This window comes from Rhodanobacter sp. FW106-PBR-R2A-1-15, from assembly GCF_058789735.1.
On sequence record NZ_JBYTEM010000010.1, the window covers coordinates 69,315 to 89,535 of the forward strand.

The window sequence follows — 20,221 nt, forward strand, 5'->3', positions numbered from 1 at the left end:
CGCTGCCGTTTCACGTTCCGCCTTTTCGAGGTTCGCCATGCTGCAGCGTTTGCCGTTCCTGTGTGCCGCCCTGCTCGCGCTTGCCGCGTGCAGCCATGACAGCAACAGCGGCAACACCGCCCAGCCCGCGGCACCGGCCGCCGCCCGCAGCGCCGAGGCCGCGCCGGCCAGCCCCGCGAGCAGCACCGCGCCGGCAACCGCCGGCAGCGCGGTGCCCGCCAGCGCCGGCACGGCGACCGCACCCGGCGAGCCCGCACCCGCCGTGACCGCCCCGGCCGTGGCCGCGGCGCCGTTCGTCGACAACGGCAAGTGGGTCGAGGGCAAGCACTACTTCCTGATCGATCCGGCGCAGCCGACCAGCCATCCCGGCAAGATCGAGGTGACCGAGGTGTTCTCCTACGGCTGCCCGGCCTGCAACGGCTTCCATTCCACCGTCGAGCAGATCGCCAGTAGCCTGCCGCCGAACGCGGTGATGAACTACCTGGCCGCCTCGTTCCGTCCGGACGAAAACTGGCCGATGTACCAGCGCGCGTTCTACGCGGCGCAGGCGCTGGACCTGGTCGGCAAGACCCACGACGCGATGTACGACGCGGTGTGGAAGGGCGGCGAGCTGTCCACCTACAACCTGAAGGCCAGCGGGCTGAAGCCGCGCTCGGCATGGCCGACCATCGAGGACGCGGCGAAGTTCTACGCCAAGTACGGCGTCGACCCGAAGGAATTCGTCGGCGTCGCCAACTCGTTCACCGTCAACACCAAGATGAAGCGTGCCGACGACCTGGTGAAGGCCTACGGGGTGGACAGCACGCCGACCATGATCGTCAACGGCAAGTACCGCTTCACGGCGAGCTCCGCCGGCGGCTACGCGCAGTCGATCGAGCTGACCCAGTGGCTGGTGGCCAAGGAAGCCGCCGGTAAGTAAGCCGGTCTGGTCAGGCCTGTTCGGTTAATCTGGCCCGCACGGCGACCCCACCGCCTACCCGCGAAGAGAGACCTGCATGTTCAAGCGATTTCCCCACCTGCGCGTGCTCACCCTGCTCGCCGGCCTGCTGCTGGCCAGTGCCTGCACCGCGCAGTCCGGCGCGCCGGCGCCGTATACCGAAGGCAGCGAGTACGTCACCCTGCCCGCTCCGCACCAGCGCTACAGCAGCGAGGGCAAGGTGGAGGTGGTCGAGGTGTTCTCCTACGGCTGCATCCACTGCGCGCAGTTCGCGCCGGCCGCCGAGAAGCTGCGCCAGCAGCTGCCGGCCGGAGTCGAATTCAAGCTGGTGCCGGCACCGTTCAGCGCGGAGTGGCTGCCGTATGCGCGGGCCTACTACGCGGCAAAGCAGCTGGGCGTAGTCGCGCGCACCCATCTGAAGCTGTTCGACGCCAAGTTCGCCCAGCACTACCCGATCAACTCGCTGGACGAACTGGCCAACTTCTACGCCGCCGAGGGCGTCGACCGCGCCGCCTTCATGCGCCTGGCCACCTCGCCCGAGGCCACCGCGAAGATGAAGGAAGACCTCGCGCTGATCCAGAAATGGCAGGTGGACGGCACCCCGACCATCGTGGTCAACGGCAAGTACCGCGTGGCCACCGTGCACTCGTTCGATGAGATGCTGGCGGTGACGCAGTGGCTGGTCAAGCGCGAGCTGGCCGGCAAGTAGGCACGACCGGCGGCGCCGGCTGACGCGCCGTTCATCTGCGCTGGATCATGCTGGGCGCAGTGCCCGGCGCCCGCGCATGCGCGCCGGCGTCCCCTTCCCGTGTAGTGTGTCGCGATGACCCGTGCCGCCACTTCCCCTGCCGCCCCTGCCGAGCGCCACCTGCGCCTGCTGAGCTGCAACATCCTGGCCGGCGCCAGCGTGCAGCGTTACAGCGAGTACGTCACCCGCAGCCTCAACGCGGTGCTGCCGGGGCGCAGCAAGATGGACAACCTCGACCGCTTGGCCGAGGTGCTGGCGCAGTTCGACGTGATCGGCCTGCAGGAGGCCGACGCCGGCAGCCTGCGCTCGGGCTTCCTCAACCAGACCCGCTACCTCGCCGAGACCGCGGGCCTGCCGTTCTGGAGCCACCAGCCGAACCGCGCGATGGCCCGGCTGGCGCACTCGGCGAACGGCCTGATCAGCCGGCTGGAACCGCACACGGTGCTGGACTACCCGCTGCCCAGCCGCATCCCCGGCCGCGGCGCGCTGCTGGCCCAGTTCGGCGAAGGCGACCACGCGCTGGCGGTGATGATCGCGCACCTGTCGCTGAGCGCGCCGGCGCGTGCGCGCCAGCTCGGCTTCATCGCCGAGCTGCTGCAGGACTTCCCGCACGCGGTGCTGATGGGCGACCTCAACACCGAGCCCGGCAGCACCGAGATGCGCCAGCTGTTCGCCAAGTCCACCCTGCAGCCGCCTGCGCAACCGACGCCGACCTTTCCCAGCTGGAAGCCGCGGCGCGCGCTGGACCACATCCTCACCTCGCCGGCGATCCGGCTGGAGAAAACCTGGGCCTTGCCGCAGGCGTTCTCCGACCACCTGCCGCTGGCGGCGGAGATCAGCCTGCCGGCGCACGTCGGCGGCCAGCCCTTGCCGACCACACGCCGATGAGCGCACCGATGGCGAAGCAGGCGCTGGCCTGGCTGGCCCTGCTGGCGGTAGCGGCGCTGGCCGCCTGGCTGCGCTACGGCCTGGTCGAATCCAGCGCGATCGGCCAGCTGTGCAGCGCCGGCCACACGCCGTGGTGGTGCCGCTGGCGGCAGTGGCTGGTGCTCGGCTTCCTCTATGACGTCTACGGCATCGCGGCGCTCGCCGCCACTGCGCTGGCGCTGCTGCAGAAGCGCGCCTGGCTGGCCTGGCTGGCCGCCGCGCTGGGCATGTTCGCGCTGCTGCTGTACTGCTTCGAGAGCGGCGCGCTGGCCCTGTTGCTGGGCAGCCTACGCCTGCTGCGGCTGCAGGCGCCGCGCGCGCTGCCAGTCGAGCAGCACCGGCACGGCCAGCAGCAGGTTCAAGCCCAGCCATAGCCACGCCACCACGGTGAGGCCGGCTTCCTGCAGCAGCACCGCCACCGCCAGCAGCGGCAGCCAGGGGGCGAGGAAGCGCTCCTCCAGCAGCGGCAGCGCCGGCGCGTGGCGCTCGCCCAGCCAGCCGAGCAATGCGTAGCCCAGGCACGGCAGCCAGAACAGGCCCAGCGGGAAATCGCGATAGCGGCCGTCGACCGCCAGCAGCAGGCCGTAGTAGGCCAACGCGAACGCCCAGCCCGCACGCAGCCAGCGCGGCGGCGCAGGCGGCGCGGCTTCGCCGGCCAGCCGCGCGGCGATCCAGCGCGCCAGCCGCAACGCGGTGAGCAGGGCCAGCGCGCTGGCGGCGAGCGACAGCGCCCACTCCCAGCCGTCGCGGCAGGCGTACAGCATCTGCCGGAACTGCCACGCCAGCGCGCCGCCGCTGGCCGCGCCGGCCAGTACCAACGCCAGCCAACCGCGCCCCCCGCGCCAGCGTCGCCGCCAGCCGCCGACCAGCGAGAACAGGGCCGCACCGGCGGCGCCGGCGAGCCAGCCGGCCCACCAGTGCGGCTCCTCGGTCACCGGCCCCTGCATGGCGAACTTCGGCCGCGCCTGTGCGTCGAAAATGCCCCAGTAGCCGCCGGCAGTGCCTTCCTGCGCGCGCTTCCACGGCTGATCGAATGCCTCGATCACGTTGTACGGCATGTGCACGGTGGCGGCGTAGCGTAGGAACTCGCGCAGGTAGCGCGCCTCGTTGACTACGCTGGCGCTGGCCGCCTGGCGCGGCCGTCCCGCGCTCGGCCAGCCGGTCTCGCCAATCATCACGCGGCGGCCGGGAAATGCCTGCTGCACCTTCGCGTACACCGTCGCCACGTGCTGTACCGCGCGTTCGGGGGGCACTGGCTGGTCTTCCCAGTACGGCAGGATGTGGATGGTGAGGTAGTCCACCGAGCCGGCCAGCTCGGGATGGCGCAGCCAGAATTCCCACACGTCGGCATAGGTCACCGGCACGCCGACCGCCGCGCGCACCTGATGCAGGTAGCCGGCCAGTTGCGCCGAAGTCAGCTCACCGCGCAGCAGCACCTCGTTGCCCACGATCACCCCGCGCAGCACCTGCGGGTACTTGTTCGCGGTGGCGATGCCCAGCGCGATCTGCTGCGCGTTCGCCTTCGCATCGCCGCTCAGCCAGATGCCCAGCAGCACCTTCATGCCGTAGCGCTCGGCGATGGCCGGCACCGCGCTCAGGCCCTGCCCCTGCGAGTAGGTGCGCACGCAGTCGAAGCGCTGCGACAGCGCGCGCAGGTCGGCGTCGATGCGTTCGGGGCTGATGAAGGCGCTCGCGTCCAGCGGCGTCTCGCCGGCCAGGCGGAACGGTGCGTACGAGACGCAGGCGATCCGCGTCGACGGCGCGTCCGGCAGCGCCACCGGCCGGCCGACCGACCACCACCAGCTCGCCCCGGCCAGCGTGGCCAGCAGCAGCGCCAGCCACGCCGGCCAGGCGCGACGAAAGACGGGCGAAGCTGCTGGCGACATGCCGGTTCCGTGGATGCATGGAGACGAAGCGTGCCAGCTTAGCAGGGGGGCCAACGCTCACCGAATCGCGACAAGCGGTTCAGGCGCATCGACTACACTGCCCGCGATCCAGCGCAGGAGTCTGCATGTCCGTCTTCCTCTCGCCGCGGCGCATCCTGCTCGTCGGGCTGCTGCTCGCCGGCTGGCTGCTGGCGGGCGTGCCGACGCACGCCGCCGAACCCGACGCCGCCCAACGTGCCGCCTTCAGGCAGGCCTACGCCGCCGCCCAGCAAGGTGGCGATGGCTGGCGATCGCTGGCCAGCGGCCTGCGCGACTACCCGCTGTACCCGTACCTGCAGGCGGCGGCCCTGCAACACGACATCCGGCAGCTCGACCGGGCCAGCGTGGAGGCGTACCTGGCGCAGTACCCGGACTGGATCCCCGCCGCCGACCTGCGCCGCGCGTTCCTGCTGGAACTGGCGCGCCGGCAGGACTGGAGCACGTTCCTCGCGCTGTACCAGCCCGGCCTCGGCGACACGCTGGCCTGCGACGCGCTGCAGGCGCGGCTGGCCGGCGGCGGCACGCTGGAGTTCGAACGCGACCTGGCCACGCTGTGGACCCGGCCGAGCCTGCCCGACGCCTGTGACCCGGTGCTCGCCGCCGCGCACGACCAGGGCCTGCTGACCGACGCGCGGCTGTGGACGCGGATCGACCGCGCCGCCGACGCCGGTCAGGCCGGCACCATCGCCAACCTGGCCGGCTGGCTCGCCGAACCCGACCGCGCCAGCGCGCGGCAGCTGGCGCAGGCACTGCGCGACCCGGCCGCCGCGCTGAACGCCGCGCGCAGCTGGCCCGACCAGCCGCGGCAGCGCCAGGCGGCCACGCTGGCGCTGACCCGCCAGGCCCGGCACGATGCCGACGCCGCCGACGCCGCCTGGCAGCAGCTGCGCTCCCGCTTCCGCTTCAGCGAGGCGCAGCGTAACCAGATCCTGCAGACCCTGGCGCTGTACCACGCCACCGATTTCGACGGCGGCGCACTGGCCCGGCTGATCGCCCTGCCTGCCGCCGCACAGACCGACGGCACACGCGAGTGGCGGGTACGCGTGGCGCTGGCGCAGCAGGACTGGAACGCGGTGCTGGCCGGCCTCGACGCGATGCCGGCCAGCCAGCAGCAGGACGGTGAATGGCAGTATTTCCGCGGCCGCGCGCTGGCCGCACTGGGCCGTGACGACGAGGCGCGCCGGCTGTTCGACGCCCAGGCCGACAAGCCCACCTTCTTCGGCTTCCTGTCCGCCGACCGGCTCGACCAGCCGTACGCGATCTGCCCGCTGACCCTGGCCGACGACCCGCAACGCGAACAAGCCCTGCTGGCCAACCCCGGCCTGCTGCGTGCGTTCGAGCTCTACGCGGTGAACCTGCCGAAGCTGGCCCGGCGCGAATGGGCGCGCGCCTTGCAGGATGCCGACCCGGCAACCCAACGGGTCGCCGCCGACATGGCCAACCGCCGCGGCTGGTACGACCGCGCCGTGTTCACCATGAGCAGCGGCGATGCGCTGCGGCTGTACGACCTGCGCTTCCCGCTGGCCAGCCAGGACGGCCTGGTGCCGCAGGCCGAACAGGCCGGGATCGAGCCGGCCTGGGCCTACGGCCTGCTGCGCGCGGAAAGCGCCTGGATGAGCGACGCGCAATCCGGCGCCGACGCGCGCGGCCTGATGCAGCTGCTGCCGGCCACCGCCGCGCTGGTGGCGAAGCGCAACGGCCTCGACTGGGGCGGCGGCGACACGCTGTACGACCCGGTCACCAACATCGCGCTGGGCACGCGCTACCTGGCGCAGATGGCCGCGCGCTTCGGCGGCTCGCCGTGGCTGGCCAGCGCCGCCTACAACGCCGGGCCGAACAAGGTCGAGCAGTGGCTGGCCGCACGCGGCACGCTGGCGCCGGACCTGTTCATCGCCACCATTCCGTACAAGGAAACCCGCGAGTACGTGGCGCGGGTGATGGCGTTCAGCGTGATCTACGATTGGCGCCTGCGCGGCGACACGGTGATGCCGATGGCCAGCCGCCTGGGCGCGATCGGCCAGCCGTACGCGCTGCCCACCGCCGCCGCGGCGCGCCGGACGGTGGCCTGCCCCGCCGAGGCGGCGGCGACCCCGGCCGGCGCCGGCAGCGTCTCGCCCTGAAGGTCCATCGAGGGTCGTTCCCATGGCCGCACAGCAACTCGTCATCCTCGGCGGCACCGGCTTCGTCGGCAGCCACCTGGTGCCGCGGCTGGTCGCCGATGGCCACCGCATCGTGCTGCTCAGCCGCAACCGCGAGCGGCACCGCGAGTTCGGCGTGCTGCCCGGGGTGAGCGTGCGCAGCGCCGACGTCCACGACGACGCCGTATTGCGCCGGCAACTGGCCGGGGCCGACACGGTGATCAACCTGGTCGGCATCCTCAACCCGCGCGGCCGCGACAGCTTCCAGCGCGTGCACGTGGAACTCACCCGCCGGCTGCTCGCTGCGTGCGAGGCTGGCGGCGTGCATCGCCTGCACCAGATGAGCTCGCTGAAGGCGGGCCAGGGCCTGTCGCAATACCTGAAGAGCCGCGGCGAGGCCGAGGCGCTGGTCAGGGCCTCCGCACTGGACTGGACCATCTACCAGCCCAGCGTGATCTTCGGCCGCGGCGACGGCCTGGTCAGCCGCTTCGCCAAGCTGCTGCGGCAGCTGCCGGCCCTGCCGCTGGCGCGCGCGCCGTCGCGGATGGCGCCCACCTTCGTCGGCGACGTGGCCGAGGTGATCGCCCGCTGTGTCGGCGACGCGAAGCTCGGCGTACGGCGCAGCTTCGAGCTGTACGGCCCCGAGGTGCTCACGCTGGGCGAGATCGTGCGCGCGATCCGCGCCGCCGCCGGCCTGCGCACGCCGATCATCGCGCTGCCCGACAGTCTCGGCCGGCTGCAGGCGCAGTTTGCGGGGCTGCTGCCCGGCAAGCCTTTTTCGCTGGACAACTTCCGCTCGCTGCTGACCGACTCGGTCGGCACGGTGGACGGCTACGCCGCGCTGGGCATCGTGCCGCAGGCGCTCACGCGCTGGCTGTCGAGCTGGCCGGGCGAGCCGCCGCGGCACCGCCGGCAGGCCGCGGCGCGTTCACTGCGGCGCTGAGGGAGAGGCCGGCGGATCAGCGCGCGCCTAACAGGAGGCGCAAGCGATCCAGCTCGGCGCCGTAGCGTGCTGCCATTGCCGGCTCGCGCGACCAGGACTGGCGCGTGCGCAGCGCCATGCGCGTATCCGCCGGCTCGTGCTGGAAGCCGACGCAAGCCTCGTCGTAGTCGAGTCCGCAGAACGTCAGCAGGCGGCGCACCGTGGCGTCGGGTTCGGCCAGCAGCGCCTCGTGGTCGTGCACCAGCAAGCGTTGCGGGAACAGCTGCTGCCAATGCCAGCCGAGCCGTTCGTGGTCGCTCCAGTAGCTGGCGAGGTCGTCCAGGTCGTAGCTGAAGTCGTGGCCGCTGGCGAACAGCTCGCGATAGCAGGCGAAGCAGGTTTCCAGCGCGTCGCGCCGGCAGTGCACCACTCGCGCGCCGGGCAACATCGCCATCGCCACGCCAACCAGGCGCCAGTTCAACCGGTGCGCATCGACGAGACGCGGCCGGCCGCGGGCCACCGGCCCGATGCGTGCCAGGTAGTCGGCGCCCAGGCGCGCCCAGTCCGCCGGCGTGGCCGCGCCCAGCCACTGCAGCAACGGCTTCCCGCGCCGGGCCGACTCCTCGCTGACCACCCGCTGCAGGTGGGCCGACTCGTCAACGCCGCCCACGTACGGATGCGCGGCCAGGACCTGCCCGGTGAGCCTGGCGCCGGCATGCGGCAGCGCCATCAGGAAGACCACCTGCTCGCCCAGCGCGGCGTCTGCGGCCCCGGCCAACGGTTCGGCGAACGCCGCGAGCACGGCGTCGACATGCGCCCGCATGCGTGCCGCGTTCCAGTTCAGCTGCCGGTGTCGCCATGCATTGGCCTTGCGCAAGGCGCGGAAGGCGGCACGGTAATCGGCCTGGTCCTCCAGCGCGCGGGCCAGCGCGAAGCCGAGCTGGATACGCGCATGCGGCGTCGGCTGCGGCATCTGCAGCACCTGCTGCAGCCGGGCCACGTCGTCCTTGCCGAAACGCTCGGCGTCCAGCGCGGACAGCCCGCTCCAGGCTTCCGGATGGCCGGGTTCGCGCCGCAGTACCTCGCGGTAGTTCGCTGCCGCCTGTACCTCGGCGCCGAGGCTGGCCTGCGCCGCGGCCAGCAGCAGGCGCGCCGCCAGATGCTCCGGGTCGAGATCCAGCGCGCGGTGCAGCGCGGTGATCGCCCCCGCCGGGCGCCCCAGCAGCTGGAACATCCGGCCCAGGTTGAACCACGCCGGGGCGAAGTCCGGCGCCAACTCGCAGGCCCGTTGCAGCGCCGACAGCGCCGCCTCGTTCTCGCCCCGGGCCTGCAGCGAAACGCCCAGGCCGATGTGCAGCAGGGCATCGCGCGGATCCTTCGCCAGCGCCTGGCGCAGGATCGCCACCGCCTGCGCGTGCTCGCCGTGCAACTGCTGCAGCTGGGCCGACAGGCGCAACGCCTCGACATTGCCGGGCACCAGCGCCAGGGCCGCGGCCAGGGCCGCTTCGGCACTCACCAGGTCGCCGCCGGCCATCGCGCCGCTGGCTTCGTCGAGCCGCCGCACCGCCTCCGCCGGCAGACCCACGGTACGGTTGCGCAGCAGCGGATGCGCCTGCCTTGCCACCATCGTCGGAGGCCCCCTGCCCGCCCGTGGATTCCGGTTCCCCAGCTTACGTGAGCGCTGCGGCGGCATAAAGCGACCTCGCTCCCGATCCGGCCACGCATGGCAGAATCCCCGCATGCAAATCTTCCTGGTCGGCGGCGCGGTCCGCGACAAGCTGTTGAAGCGCCCGGTGGTCGACCGCGATCACGTGGTGGTCGGCGCGACACCGGAGCAGCTGCTGGCGCTGGGCTACAAGCCGGTGGGCAAGGATTTCCCGGTGTTCCTGCATCCCGCGACCAACGAGGAATACGCGCTGGCGCGCACCGAGCGCAAGAACGGGCGCGGTTACCACGGCTTCGTGTTCCAGGCCGACCCGACGATCACGCTGGAGCAGGACCTGGCCCGCCGCGACCTCACCATCAACGCGATCGCCGAGGACGAGCACGGCGTGCTGACCGACCCGTTCGGTGGCGTGCGCGACCTCGAGGCGCGCCTGCTGCGCCACGCGTCGCCGGCGTTCGTCGAGGATCCGGTGCGGGTGCTGCGGGTGGCGCGTTTCGCCGCGCGATTTGCACCGCTGGGTTTCACGGTGGCCGCGGAAACCATGGCGCTGATGCGGCAGATGGTGGCCGACGGCGAGGTCGACCACCTGGTGCCGGAACGGGTGTGGGCGGAAACACGCAAGGCGCTGGGCGAGCCGCAGCCGTCGATGTTCCTGCGCGTGCTGCGCGAGTGCGGCGCGCTGGCCGTGCTGTTTCCCGAGGTCGATGCGCTGTACGGCGTGCCACAGCGCGCCGAGTTCCATCCGGAGATCGACACCGGTGTGCACATGGAGCTGGTGCTGGACGCGGCGGCGCGGCTGGCGCCGGACAACGACGTGGTGGGCTTCTGCGCGTTGACCCACGATCTCGGCAAGGCGCTGACCCCGGTCGCCGAGCTGCCGCGCCACATCGGCCACGAGCATCGCGGCGTGGCGCCGCTGCGCGCGCTGGCGGCACGACTGAAGGTACCCACCGAGCACGCCACGCTGGCCGAGCTGGTCTGCCGGGAGCACTTGAACGTGCATCGCGCACTCGAGCTGAAACCCACCACCGTGCTGAAGCTGCTGGGCGCACTGGATGCCCTGCGCCGGCCGGCGCGGCTGGAGCTTTTCCTCGCCGCCTGCGAGGCGGACCAGCGCGGCCGGCGCGGCCACGAGTACGACGCCTACCCCCAGGCGGATTACCTGCGCGCGGCACGCACCGCCGCCGCCGCGGTCGAATCCGCCGACTTCATCGCCCGCGGCCTGGCCGGCCCGGCGATCGGCCAGGCGATGGAGGCGGCGCGGATCCACGCCATCGCCGCGCTGAGAACTCAGCCTTCGCCAAGCGGATCCGCGGTATAAAGCCCGTATGACAACGCCCGCCCGGGCACCCGTCGATCCCCTTTCTGGAGTTGCCCGTGTCGAGCGCGTTCACCCCGACCTCTCCCTTGCGTCAGCGTTTCCGCCCGTTGTGGTGGCTGGTAGTCACCTTCCTGCTCATCTCGCTTGCCACCCGCGTGGTGCTGCTGGTGATGTCCGGCAGCGAGGTGCCACACACGCCGCTGAACCTGCTGTACGCGTTCGGCGTGGGGCTGGGCTACGACCTGGTCACCTGCGTCTATGTGGCATGGCCGCTGGTGCTGTTGCTGTGGATCGTGCCGACGCGATCCGGGCGCCTGTCCGGACTGTGGCGCTGGCTGTTGTCTGCCGTCGCGCTGCTGCTGACCTGTGCGCTCGGCCTGGTCGCGCTGCACCTGATGTACCACGCCACACTCAAGACCACCTGGCCGGCGCTGCTGCCGTTCCTGTTCATACTGCCGCTGACCGCGTTCACCTACACCTCGCGTGCCGGCCAGTGGGTGCTGTACGGCTTCGCCCTGCTGCTGCTGTACGGGCTGCTGTTCGTGGCGGCGTCCGAGCTGGTGTTCTGGAACGAGTTCAGCGTGCGCTTCAACTTCATCGCGGTGGACTACCTCGTCTACACCACCGAGGTGATCGGCAACATCCGCGAGTCCTACCCGATCGGCCTGTGGCTGGCGCTGCTGGCGGCGATCACGCTGGTGCTGTTTGCGCTCGGCCGGCGCGCGCTGCGCGTGCGCGACGACGGCAGCCGCTTCTGGCAGCGCAGCAAGGTGGCGCTGCTGTGGCTGGTGCTGACGGTGATCTCGGTGGCCGCGGTGAACGGTGGCATGAAGGACCGCGTCGACAACAACTACGTCAACGAGCTGGCCGGCAACGGCATCTACCAGTTCTTCAACGCGTTCCGCAGCAGCCACCTCGACTACGCGAAGTTCTACCGCACGCTGCCGGACGACGAGGCATTCCGCCGCGTGCGCGAGATGTTGAAGACGCCCGAGGCCAGCTACGTCAGCGACGACCCGCGCGACCTCACCCGCGCGATCCGCCGGGTCGGTCCGGAGCAGCGCCTCAACGTGGTGCTGATCAGCGTGGAGAGCCTGTCCGGCGACTACCTGGGCACCTTCGGCAACCCGAACCACCTCACGCCGTACCTCGACTCGCTGGTCGACCAGAGCCTGTTCTTCGACCAGCTGTACGCCAACGGCACGCGTACCGTGCGCGGGCTGGAGGCGCTGGCGCTGTCGGTGCCGCCCACGCCCGGCGATTCGCTGCTGAAGGAGCGCAACAACGAGAACCTGTTCTCGCTGGCCAGCGTGTTCAACGACCGCGGCTACCAGTCGGACTTCGTCTACGGCGGCTACGGCGAGTTCGACAACATGAACTATTTCTTCGGCCACAACGGCTACCGCGCGGTCGACCGGCGCGACATCCCCAAGAGCGCCACCATCCACAGCGAGAACGTGTGGGGCGTGGCCGACGAAGACCTGTACACGCTGGCGATGGGCCAGATGGACCAGATCCATGCGGAAGGAAAACCGTTCTTCCTGCACGTCATGACCACCTCCAACCACCGCCCGTACACCTTCCCGGAAGGCCGCGTGAAGCAGGCCAATGGCGCCCGCCAGGGTGCGGTGGCGTACACCGACTGGGCGATCGGCGACTTCATCCGGCGCGCGCGCCAGAAGCCGTACTTCGACGACACCGTGTTCGTGATCACCGCCGACCATTGCGCCTCCAGCGCGGGCAAGACCAGCGTGCCGGTGAACCGCTATCACGTGCCGCTGTGGATCTACGCGCCGAAGCACGTCGCGCCGCGGCGGGTGGACCGCCTGATGGGCCAGGTCGACATCGCGCCGACCCTGCTCGGCCTGCTCAACTTCAGCTACCGCTCGCGCTTCTTCGGCTACGACCTGTTCCAGCTCGAACCCGGCCGCGAACGCGCGTTCCCGGCCACCTACGAGAAGCTCGGCTACCTGCACCGCGACGTGCTCACCGTGCTGGAACCCGGCCGCAAGCTGGAGCAGATGAAGCCGGACTACGCCACCGACGACGCGGTGCCGCTGCAGCCGCAGGACGAGGAGGAGATTGCGCAGACGGTGGCCTACTACCAGGTCGCCAGCGAGCTGTTCAAGCGCGGCCAGCTGGTGCGCCGGCCGACCGACGCGACGGCAGTGGAGCCGCTGCCGGCAGCAGCGTCCGCGGTGCCTGCCGCAGCCAGTTCGGCGCTCGCGCCGGCCGGCTCGACCGCGGCACCGGCAGCGGCCGCTTCAGCCGCCGCGCCGGCGCACTGACCACGCCTCCACGCCAGCCAGGACGCTGGCGAGCGGCGTGCGCAACAGCAGTAGCGCGATGGCGATGCCCACGCCGTCGGCCAGCACGTCCAGCACATCGGCGTCGCGCGGCGGGTCCAGCCACTGCGCGAACTCGATGAACACGCCGAAGGCCAGGCATCCCAGCGCGGCCCAGCCACGCGGGCGGCGAGCGCGGTAGACGTTGCCCCACCAGCCCATCAGGCAGGTGAAGGTGATGGCGTGCAGCAGCTTGTCGCCATACGGAAACTCCAGCGTGATGCCTGGGTCCGGCGTCAGCGCCATCCACAGCACCCACAGCATGATCGCACCGCCCAGGGTGACCCAGGCGCGATGCCAGCGCAGCGGGGTGGACGTCTGGACGTCCATGGCGTCAGAGCCGCCGGCTTTGGTCGGCGGCGAGCAGTTCGGCCGGCAATGGCAGCGCGTCGAGGCCGCGCGCCAGCAGCATGGCCTGGAAGCGCTCGCCCATCTGCTCGGGCAGCATCAACCGCTTGGCCTGCTGCGCCAGCCGGTAGCGGCCGTGCTCGTCGGCGGTCGCCGCGTGCTCGCGCTCGAACACCTGCTGCAAGCCGGCGCCGATCAGGAACTGGGCCTGCGGCAGGTAGCCAGCCACGCCGAAGCCGGCGCTGTTGCCGGCCTCGGCCAACGCGGTGAAATCGACCGAGGCAGTGAGGTCGTTCAACCCGGGCAGGTACAGCGGATCGCTGTGCGTGTGGTGGCGGTAATGCGCCATCAACGTGCCGTCGTCGCGCTCGGGCAGGTAGTACTCGCGGCGCACGTAGCCGTAGTCGACGAACAACAACAGCCCGGCGCTGAGCGCGCCGGCCACCGCCTGGATCCAGTACGGCAGCTGCGGCAGGATTTCCGAGCGGTAGCCGTCGACGAACTCGACGCCGAGGTCGCGCTCGACATGGCGTACCGCACCGGCCACCAGCGCGTCGGCGGGGCGGTCGACGCGGATCAGGCGGCCCTCGCCGTCCAGCGCCACGTACTCCTCGTATACCTCGCCCTGGCGCATCGCGAAGCGGGTGGCCGGCAACGCGTCGACCACTTCGTTGGCGAACAGCACCCCGCGCCAGTCCTGTTCGGGCGGACGGTCCAGCCACTGCACGCGGGCATGCAGTTCACCCGGCAGCTTCGCGACGAGGCGTTCGCGCTGGCGTTCGCGCAGGTCGGCGCTGGGCTCCAGGATCAGATACTGCCGCGGCAGCGTGCCGCCAGCCGCCAGCGCCTTCAGCGCCTCCTCGGCAAATGCACCGCTGCCGCCGCCCAGTTCGAGAAAATCCGCCTGCTCGCCCAGCATCGCCAGCACCGGCTGCACCGCGTTGACTACGCAGCCGGCGAACAGCTCACCCAGTTCCGGTGCGGTGACAAAGTCGCCGGCCGCGCCGAACTTGGTGCGCCCGGCGCTGTAGTAGCCCAGTCCCGGCGCGTACAGGCAGCGCTCCATGTACTGCGAGAACGGCATCGGCCCGTGCGAGACGATCTGCTCGCGCAGCAGCTGCAGCAGGCGGTCGGAATGGGCGCGCTCGTCGGCGCTGGGTTCGGGGAGGCGGGAGGGCATGGCGGTTGCCGGTCATGAAAACGCGGCAAGCATAGCGGATGGGCCGCAGCTCACAGCCTGCAATTGTAGGGCGGGCACTGCCCGCCGCTGTGCGTTGCAAGATCAAAAGCTGGCGGGCAGTGCCCGCCCTACGCCGTTGCAAGTTCAGGGTTGCGACTCAAGGGCTGGGGACGCCACTCGCCGCTCTTGCCGTTCCTATTCCCCATTCCCTATTCCCGTCCCTCAGAAATCCTTCTGCAGGCTCAGGTATACGCCGCGGCGCGGGCCGAACTGCGGTGCGCCGACGCCGATGCCGCTGCCGTCGCGCAGTTCATAGGTGCGGTCCAGCGCGTTGATCAAGGCCAGCTGCGCGTGCAGCTTGCCGAAGCGATCGAAGGCGAAGTCGTGCGCGACGTTGAGGTTGAGCTGGAAGTACGCCGGCAGCGACGCACCGTTCGGCACCGCGCCGTCCTTGCGCAGGCCGCTGCCGAACAGGTAGTCGGCGCCGACCCGGGTGGTGGCGTCCAGCGCATAGCTGACGCCGCCGGACGAGGTGAGCTTCTGGTCGTGGTCGAGGAAGATCCAGTGGCGGTTGACCCAGGCCAGGTCGTCCGGCGCGAAGTTGTACTGGCTGGTGATGATGCGCTTGCCGATCGCCTTGCCCAGCGATGCATTGAAGTACGCCGACAGCGGCCCCTGCTCGTAGTTGACGGTGAATTCCAGGCCCTTCACCCGGCCGGCGGCGTAGTTGAAGGTGGAGTAGACCAGCGCGGAGCCGAACTGGCCCTCGTCCTGCAGGCGCTGCACCTTGCGGTAGTAGGCGTCCACGCCCACGGTCCAGGCCGAACCGATGTTCTGCGAGACGCCGACGTCGAAGTAGTCCGAGCGCTCGGCCAGTGGCGTGTTGTTGCCGCTGTCCGCCACCGCGTTGGTGGTGCCTTCGAACTTCGCGATGTTGCTGCTCGCGATCATCTCGGTCGCCGGCGGAGTGAAGTAGCGCGAATAGCCGGCGTGCACGGTGGTGCTGCCGGTGGCCTGCCAGACCAGGCCCAGGCGCGGGCTCAGCTGGCTCTCCGCGCGCACCAGCTGGTAGCGGTCGCCGCGCAGGCCGTAGTTCAGCGTCCAGTTCTCGCCGATGCCCCATTCGTCCTGCACGTAGGCCGACCAGGTCTTCGCGACGAGGCGGCTGCCGTCGAGGATATTGATCGGCATGGTGCTGGTCTGGTTGCCGTCGGCGTCGGCGGGGAACACCCATGCGTCGTTGCCACTGACCGCACGCTCGAAGCTGCCGTAGACGCCGTAGCGCAACGTGTGGCGGTCGCCCAGCGGGGTGGCGAAGTCGGCCTGCAGGGTGCTGGCGCGGTTGCTGCGGCTGACGTCGGAGGCGACCCCGTTGAACATCAGCTCGCCGATCCGGTCCGGCGCATAGGCGAGGCTGCTGTAGCGCTGGCCCACCGACACCTGGTAGTCGGTCGCGCCCAGCTTGCCCTGCAGCGCCAGCACGCCGAAGCGGGTGTTCTCGCGCTGGCGTCCGTCGAGGTCGGCGGAGTTGAAATCGACCGTGTCGTGGTAGCCGAAGGCGGGTACCTGCCCGGAGTTATTGGGAATCTGGTAGCGGTTGTTGGCGACGCCGAACAGGAAGCTCAGGCGGGTGTCGTTGTCGATCAGGTAGCTGATGTCGCCGAAGCCCTTCACCTGGTTGGTGTGGTCGTGGATCGGCTTTTTGCTCGGCGTGGGATTCTCGATGCCGGCGTCGTTCTTCATGTAGTTGCCGGTGAAGAACCAGCTCCAGCGATCGTTGCTGCCCCACACCGACGCGTTCGGGTTGAGCGTGCCGTTACTGCCGCCGGTGAGGCCGACGCTGCCACCGTTGCCGAGGTCGTGGCCGCTCTTCGTGGTGATGTCGACCACCGCCGCCGTGCGCAGGCCGTACTGCGCCGGCAGCGCACCGTCGAGCAGTTTCACGCTGTCGATCGTGCGCGCGTCCAGACTTTGGCCGAAGCCGCCGATCGACTCAGGAATGATCACGCCGTTGATGCGGTACTGCAGGTTCGCGTGGTCGCCGCGCACGTGCACGCCGCCGTAGGAGTCCTGCACCACGCCGGGCGCCTGCAGCAGCACCTGGTTCAGCGGCGTGGACGCTCCGAGCGGCAGCCGTGCGATCGCCTTGTGATCGATCACGTACTGGCTGCTGCCGGTATCCGGCGACAGCGCGTTGCGTGCCTGGTCGAGCGCGCCGGAGACCGAGATCTCGCCCAGATTCTGCACCTCGACCGGCTGCTTGTTGCGGCTGCCGTCGTCGGTCGGACCGCCCCCGATCGCAGTGACGGCGGGGGCAGCCATTGCCGACGCCGTGTCGGCGGCATGCGCGATGCTCGTACCCAGGGCAACGGCAAGACTCACGGCAAGCAGGGAAGGTTTCATCGGCAATTCCGGCAGAGGTAGATGAGGGCGCTTATTTTGTAATGTTATAACATTACTGATAAATTTTCCGCCCGGCCTGCGCCAGAAGTCATGCCTTCCGGCGAAATCATTGATCCCCGCTTCATGCAACGTCTCTAGACTGCAAGGACGCATGTCGCGACCGGCGACATCCCACGGAGCCACGCATGACCCAGCGCAGCCAGCAGGTACCCGCTGTCATCGCGCCGGCCGACCACGGCCGGATCGCCGAGGCGATCCTGGATTTCGTCAGCCAGGTGCCCGACAGCAGGATCGGCAACACCCCGGACCCCGCCAGCGAGGCCCGCCGGCTGGCCAGCCGCGCGGCCCAGCGCGCCGCGCTCGCCGCCGGCTCACTGGCGCTGCCGCCGGGGCCGCTGGGCTGGCTGACCTTGCTGCCGGAAATGATCGCGATCTGGAAGATCCAGGCGCAGATGGTCAGCGACATCGCCGCCGCCTACGGCCGCCACGCCAGCCTCGGGCGCGAGCAGATGATGTGGTGCCTGTTCCGCCACACCGCGGCGCAGGCATTCCGCGACCTGGTGGTGCGCATGGGCGACCGGCTGCTGTTCCGGCGCATGTCCTACACCGTGCTCGAACGCGTAGCGAAACAGGTCGGCATCAAACTGACCGGGCGCACCCTCGGCAAGGGCGTCTCGCGCTGGCTGCCGCTGATCGGCGCGCTGGGCGTCGGCGCGTATGCCTACTACGACACCGGGCAAGTCGCCGGCACCGCAATCGAGCTGTTCGAAGGGGAGATCGCGGTGGAAGACACCGCCGACAGCAGCGGCCCGCAACCCACGCCCACGGCAATGGCGACGCCCACGCGCCGCGCGACGGACCGGCTGGCCGGCAAGGCCGTGACCGGCGCTGCACGCACGCTGGCCGCTGCCGCGCGCAAGGCAACCCGCCGACCGCGCAAGCCGAAAACACCATGACGACGGCGACGACTCATGACGTCATCGTCGCTTTGCGGCAAGCTGTGCGCTGCATCCCTGCCGGAGCCAGCACATGTCGCCACGCCGCGATCGTCCCGTTGCGCTGATCACCGGCGCCGGTCGCCGTGTCGGCGCGGTGACCGCACGCACGCTGCATGCGGCCGGCTACGACCTGGCGCTGCACTACCGCCATTCCGCCGACGACGCCCGCGCGCTGGCTGACGAACTGGAGCGGCAACGCAACGGCAGCACCCTGCTGCTGCAGGCCGAACTGGCCGAGCTGCCGGCCCTGCCGACGCTGATCGAACAATTGCTGGCGCACTACGGCCGGCTCGACGCGCTGGTGAACAACGCCTCGGCATTCTTTCCCACCCCGCTCGGCACGACGACGCCGCAACAGTGGAACGCGCTGTTTGCCTCCAACGCGCAGGCGCCGTTCTTCCTCAGCCAGGCGGCGATCCCGGCGCTGCGCGAAGCGCGTGGCGGCATCGTCAACATGGTCGACATCTACGCCGAACGGCCGCTGGCGGAACACGCGGTGTACTGCATGGCGAAGGCCGCGCTGGCTGCGATGACCCGCTCGCTGGCGCTGGAACTGGCGCCCGAGGTGCGCGTCAACGGCGTGGCGCCCGGTGCGGTGCTGTGGCCCAGCGACAGCAAGCCCTACGCCGACCAGCAGGCGATGCTGGCACGCACGCCGCTGCAGCACGCCGGCACGCCGGACGACGTCGCCGGCACCGTGCTGTGGCTGCTGCGCGATGCGCGGTACGTCACCGGGCAGATCATCCGCGTGGACGGCGGTCGCACGTTGTCGGTATGAGCGGCGCCGCGCAGCCTGGCGCGGCGCCGGAGCGCCAGTCCGATGCACGGCTAGCCGTGCTGGCGGTCGTACGGGCTGACCAGGCCGTCGGCAGAAAAGCGCTTGTATTGCCACTGGTACTGCGTGAAAGCCAGCTCCACGCATGCCTGCACGCCTCGATTGAGTGCCGCGCAGGCCACCTCCAGCGCGGGGTCGGTCAGCTCCGGCGGCGCCGGCAACAGATGGATGCGGTAGCCGGTGCCACGCGGCAGCCGCTCGGCGAACGCATACAGCACGGTCGCGCCGGTGCGCGCGGCCAGCCGCGGCAGCAGCACCATGGTCAGCGCCTCGCGGCCGAAGAACGGCGCGATCTGGCCCTCGCCCGCGCGTGGCTTCTGGTCCGGCAGGATGCCCACCGTGCCGCCGGCGGCCAGCCGCTTGTACAGCGTGCGCACGCCGGCACCGTCGGCGCGCACCTGCTCCGGCGCCAGCGCGCCGCGCACCTTGCGCAGCAGGCCCTCGACCGCGGCGATCCGCGGCGGCCGGTACAGGATCGCCATCGGCGTCTTGCCACACAGCCAGTAGTTGAGCAGCTCCCAGCAGCCCAGGTGCGGCGCGGCGATGATCACCCCCTTGCCGGCAGCCAGCGCAGCATCCAGCAGCGCCTCGCCACGCACCTCGCGCACCAGCGCCAGCGCGCGCCCGGCGCCGGCGCCCCAGACCTTGACGATCTCGCAGGCCGACTTGCCGCTCTCGGCCAGCACCTCGCGCAGCAGCGCGGCCTGCGCCTTGTCATCCAGCTGCGGGCGCGCGATTGCCAGGTTCGCTGCGGTGTTGTGCACCGTGCGGCCGCCGCACCACAGCAGCAGCCGGCCCAGGGCGGCACCCAGGCCATGCAGCATGCGCAGCGGCAGCAGCGCCAGCAGTCGCAGCAGCAGATAGATCAGGTAGATGTCCGGGCGCATGGCCGAAAGTGTAGAGGACACGCACCGCCGCCAGCCCTCCTTCGCTTATGCTCATGCGAATCCCGAATCCCGAATCCCGAATCCCGAATCCCGAATCCATGATTGCCCTGATCCAGCGCGTACTGTCCGCCAGCGTCAGTGTCGGCGATGAAACGGTCGGCGCGATCGGCCCCGGCCTGCTGGCGCTGGTGGCGGTGCAGCCCGACGACGGCGAGGCGCAGGCGAAACGCATGCTGGAGCGCCTGCTCGGCTACCGCGTGTTCGCCGATGCCAACGGCAAGATGAACCGCTCGCTCGCCGACACCGGCGGCGCCCTGCTGCTGGTCAGCCAGTTCACCCTGGCCGCCGACACCCGTTCCGGCATGCGCCCCAGCTTCACCAGCGCGGCGCCGCCCGAGCATGGCCGGCGCTGGTTCGAGCGGCTGCTGGAGCTGGCCCGCGCCGCGCATCCGGGGGTGGAAACCGGGCGCTTCGGCGCCCATATGGTGATCCGGCTGGTGAACGATGGCCCGGTGACTTTCTGGCTCGACACCGGCTGAACGGACGCCGGCGCGCGATGCACGGCCCGGTGCGGGCAAAGACACGGCAACACCGCGATTTGGCGCGATTTTTGCGTACCCCATCGCAGCCTTTTTCCACTT

The 20,221-nt window shown here is 70.6% G+C and carries 17 protein-coding genes; 11 read left to right on the forward strand and 6 right to left on the reverse strand.

Features of this window, described 5'->3' with window-relative positions; translation table 11 throughout:
- Window positions 1-37 precede the first annotated feature (37 nt).
- The 4 genes from AC3WTD_RS07610 (at window position 38) to AC3WTD_RS07625 (ending at window position 2,986) form a co-directional block, all read left to right on the forward strand.
- Window positions 38-919, forward strand: a complete 882-nt coding sequence (locus AC3WTD_RS07610; protein ID WP_492613418.1) for a thiol:disulfide interchange protein DsbA/DsbL — start codon at window positions 38-40, stop codon at window positions 917-919.
- Window positions 920-995: 76 nt separating this feature from the next.
- Window positions 996-1,646, forward strand: coding sequence for a thiol:disulfide interchange protein DsbA/DsbL (locus AC3WTD_RS07615; protein ID WP_492613419.1), 651 nt, complete (start codon window positions 996-998; stop codon window positions 1,644-1,646).
- Between the two features lie 114 nt (window positions 1,647-1,760).
- Complete coding sequence (locus AC3WTD_RS07620) at window positions 1,761-2,573, forward strand: endonuclease/exonuclease/phosphatase family protein (protein ID WP_492613420.1); 813 nt, start codon at window positions 1,761-1,763, stop codon at window positions 2,571-2,573.
- A complete protein-coding gene (locus AC3WTD_RS07625; RefSeq protein ID WP_492613421.1) occupies window positions 2,570-2,986 on the forward strand; it encodes a hypothetical protein in 417 nt (138 codons plus the stop codon). Before AC3WTD_RS07620 ends, AC3WTD_RS07625 begins: the two co-directional genes overlap by 4 nt.
- Here the strand turns inward: AC3WTD_RS07625 and AC3WTD_RS07630 are convergent.
- Complete coding sequence (locus tag AC3WTD_RS07630) at window positions 2,900-4,498, reverse strand: glycoside hydrolase family 17 protein (RefSeq protein ID WP_492613422.1); 1,599 nt, start codon at window positions 4,496-4,498, stop codon at window positions 2,900-2,902. The genes AC3WTD_RS07625 and AC3WTD_RS07630 overlap by 87 nt on opposite strands.
- A 125-nt stretch (window positions 4,499-4,623) precedes the next feature.
- Between AC3WTD_RS07630 and AC3WTD_RS07635 the strand changes: the two genes are divergently transcribed.
- Together AC3WTD_RS07635 and AC3WTD_RS07640 are read left to right on the forward strand one after the other, a co-directional pair.
- On the forward strand, window positions 4,624-6,657 hold the full coding sequence (locus tag AC3WTD_RS07635) for a transglycosylase SLT domain-containing protein (RefSeq protein ID WP_492613423.1): 2,034 nt from the start codon (window positions 4,624-4,626) through the stop codon (window positions 6,655-6,657).
- A 22-nt stretch (window positions 6,658-6,679) separates the two neighbouring features.
- Window positions 6,680-7,618, forward strand: a complete 939-nt coding sequence (locus AC3WTD_RS07640) for a complex I NDUFA9 subunit family protein (RefSeq protein WP_492613424.1) — start codon at window positions 6,680-6,682, stop codon at window positions 7,616-7,618.
- A gap of 16 nt (window positions 7,619-7,634) precedes the next feature.
- Here the strand turns inward: AC3WTD_RS07640 and AC3WTD_RS07645 are convergent, their stop codons facing one another.
- The gene (locus AC3WTD_RS07645) at window positions 7,635-9,224 is read right to left on the reverse strand and encodes a sulfotransferase family protein (RefSeq protein ID WP_492613425.1); all 1,590 of its coding nucleotides are present in this window, start codon (window positions 9,222-9,224) and stop codon (window positions 7,635-7,637) included.
- Window positions 9,225-9,336: 112 nt separating this feature from the next.
- Between AC3WTD_RS07645 and AC3WTD_RS07650 the strand changes: the two genes are divergently transcribed.
- Together AC3WTD_RS07650 and AC3WTD_RS07655 are read left to right on the forward strand one after the other, a co-directional pair.
- Complete coding sequence (locus AC3WTD_RS07650) at window positions 9,337-10,584, forward strand: multifunctional CCA addition/repair protein (protein WP_492613426.1); 1,248 nt, start codon at window positions 9,337-9,339, stop codon at window positions 10,582-10,584.
- Window positions 10,585-10,640: 56 nt separating this feature from the next.
- Window positions 10,641-12,872, forward strand: a complete 2,232-nt coding sequence (locus AC3WTD_RS07655; protein ID WP_492613427.1) for an LTA synthase family protein — start codon at window positions 10,641-10,643, stop codon at window positions 12,870-12,872.
- Here AC3WTD_RS07655 and AC3WTD_RS07660 read toward each other — a convergent pair.
- The 3 genes from AC3WTD_RS07660 to AC3WTD_RS07670 all read right to left on the reverse strand — a co-directional run bounded on the left by AC3WTD_RS07660 (window position 12,849) and on the right by AC3WTD_RS07670 (window position 16,860).
- Window positions 12,849-13,259 carry a VanZ family protein gene (locus tag AC3WTD_RS07660; RefSeq protein ID WP_492613428.1) on the reverse strand — a complete coding sequence of 137 codons (411 nt, stop codon included), beginning with the start codon at window positions 13,257-13,259 and terminating at the stop codon, window positions 12,849-12,851. The two genes, AC3WTD_RS07655 and AC3WTD_RS07660, sit on opposite strands and share 24 nt — an antisense overlap.
- 4 nt (window positions 13,260-13,263) lie before the next feature.
- Window positions 13,264-14,457, reverse strand: coding sequence for a class I SAM-dependent methyltransferase (locus AC3WTD_RS07665; RefSeq protein ID WP_027491663.1), 1,194 nt, complete (start codon window positions 14,455-14,457; stop codon window positions 13,264-13,266).
- Window positions 14,458-14,679: 222 nt separating this feature from the next.
- Entirely contained in the window at window positions 14,680-16,860 is a 2,181-nt protein-coding gene (locus AC3WTD_RS07670) for a TonB-dependent receptor (protein ID WP_492613429.1), read from the reverse strand.
- A 185-nt stretch (window positions 16,861-17,045) separates the two neighbouring features.
- Between AC3WTD_RS07670 and AC3WTD_RS07675 the strand changes: the two genes are divergently transcribed.
- Both AC3WTD_RS07675 and AC3WTD_RS07680 read left to right on the forward strand, forming a co-directional pair.
- On the forward strand, window positions 17,046-17,816 hold the full coding sequence (locus tag AC3WTD_RS07675; RefSeq protein WP_492613430.1) for a hypothetical protein: 771 nt from the start codon (window positions 17,046-17,048) through the stop codon (window positions 17,814-17,816).
- 73 nt (window positions 17,817-17,889) lie between these two features.
- The gene (locus tag AC3WTD_RS07680) at window positions 17,890-18,636 is read left to right on the forward strand and encodes a pteridine reductase (protein WP_492613431.1); all 747 of its coding nucleotides are present in this window, start codon (window positions 17,890-17,892) and stop codon (window positions 18,634-18,636) included.
- Window positions 18,637-18,686: 50 nt separating this feature from the next.
- Here the strand turns inward: AC3WTD_RS07680 and AC3WTD_RS07685 are convergent, their stop codons facing one another.
- On the reverse strand, window positions 18,687-19,580 hold the full coding sequence (locus tag AC3WTD_RS07685; RefSeq protein ID WP_027491207.1) for an LpxL/LpxP family acyltransferase: 894 nt from the start codon (window positions 19,578-19,580) through the stop codon (window positions 18,687-18,689).
- 98 nt (window positions 19,581-19,678) lie between these two features.
- Here AC3WTD_RS07685 and dtd point away from each other — a divergent pair, with 98 nt between their 5' ends.
- Window positions 19,679-20,119 carry a D-aminoacyl-tRNA deacylase gene (dtd, locus tag AC3WTD_RS07690; RefSeq protein WP_492613432.1) on the forward strand — a complete coding sequence of 147 codons (441 nt, stop codon included), beginning with the start codon at window positions 19,679-19,681 and terminating at the stop codon, window positions 20,117-20,119.
- The last annotated feature ends 102 nt before the right edge of the window (window positions 20,120-20,221 follow it).

What these genes read in the sequence shown, in the direction of transcription:
- AC3WTD_RS07660 (WP_492613428.1), bottom strand. Translation starts at nt 13,259, where the DNA reads ATGGACGTCCAGACGTCCACCCCGCTGCGCTGGCATCGCGCCTGGGTC.
- AC3WTD_RS07625 (WP_492613421.1), top strand. Translation starts at nt 2,570, where the DNA reads ATGAGCGCACCGATGGCGAAGCAGGCGCTGGCCTGGCTGGCCCTGCTG.
- dtd (WP_492613432.1), top strand. Translation starts at nt 19,679, where the DNA reads ATGATTGCCCTGATCCAGCGCGTACTGTCCGCCAGCGTCAGTGTCGGC.
- AC3WTD_RS07685 (WP_027491207.1), bottom strand. Translation starts at nt 19,580, where the DNA reads ATGCGCCCGGACATCTACCTGATCTATCTGCTGCTGCGACTGCTGGCG.
- AC3WTD_RS07635 (WP_492613423.1), top strand. Translation starts at nt 4,624, where the DNA reads ATGTCCGTCTTCCTCTCGCCGCGGCGCATCCTGCTCGTCGGGCTGCTG.
- AC3WTD_RS07680 (WP_492613431.1), top strand. Translation starts at nt 17,890, where the DNA reads ATGTCGCCACGCCGCGATCGTCCCGTTGCGCTGATCACCGGCGCCGGT.
- AC3WTD_RS07630 (WP_492613422.1), bottom strand. Translation starts at nt 4,498, where the DNA reads ATGTCGCCAGCAGCTTCGCCCGTCTTTCGTCGCGCCTGGCCGGCGTGG.
- AC3WTD_RS07610 (WP_492613418.1), top strand. Translation starts at nt 38, where the DNA reads ATGCTGCAGCGTTTGCCGTTCCTGTGTGCCGCCCTGCTCGCGCTTGCC.
- AC3WTD_RS07675 (WP_492613430.1), top strand. Translation starts at nt 17,046, where the DNA reads ATGACCCAGCGCAGCCAGCAGGTACCCGCTGTCATCGCGCCGGCCGAC.
- AC3WTD_RS07670 (WP_492613429.1), bottom strand. Translation starts at nt 16,860, where the DNA reads ATGAAACCTTCCCTGCTTGCCGTGAGTCTTGCCGTTGCCCTGGGTACG.
- AC3WTD_RS07620 (WP_492613420.1), top strand. Translation starts at nt 1,761, where the DNA reads ATGACCCGTGCCGCCACTTCCCCTGCCGCCCCTGCCGAGCGCCACCTG.
- AC3WTD_RS07650 (WP_492613426.1), top strand. Translation starts at nt 9,337, where the DNA reads ATGCAAATCTTCCTGGTCGGCGGCGCGGTCCGCGACAAGCTGTTGAAG.
- AC3WTD_RS07615 (WP_492613419.1), top strand. Translation starts at nt 996, where the DNA reads ATGTTCAAGCGATTTCCCCACCTGCGCGTGCTCACCCTGCTCGCCGGC.
- AC3WTD_RS07640 (WP_492613424.1), top strand. Translation starts at nt 6,680, where the DNA reads ATGGCCGCACAGCAACTCGTCATCCTCGGCGGCACCGGCTTCGTCGGC.
- AC3WTD_RS07645 (WP_492613425.1), bottom strand. Translation starts at nt 9,224, where the DNA reads ATGGTGGCAAGGCAGGCGCATCCGCTGCTGCGCAACCGTACCGTGGGT.
- AC3WTD_RS07665 (WP_027491663.1), bottom strand. Translation starts at nt 14,457, where the DNA reads ATGCCCTCCCGCCTCCCCGAACCCAGCGCCGACGAGCGCGCCCATTCC.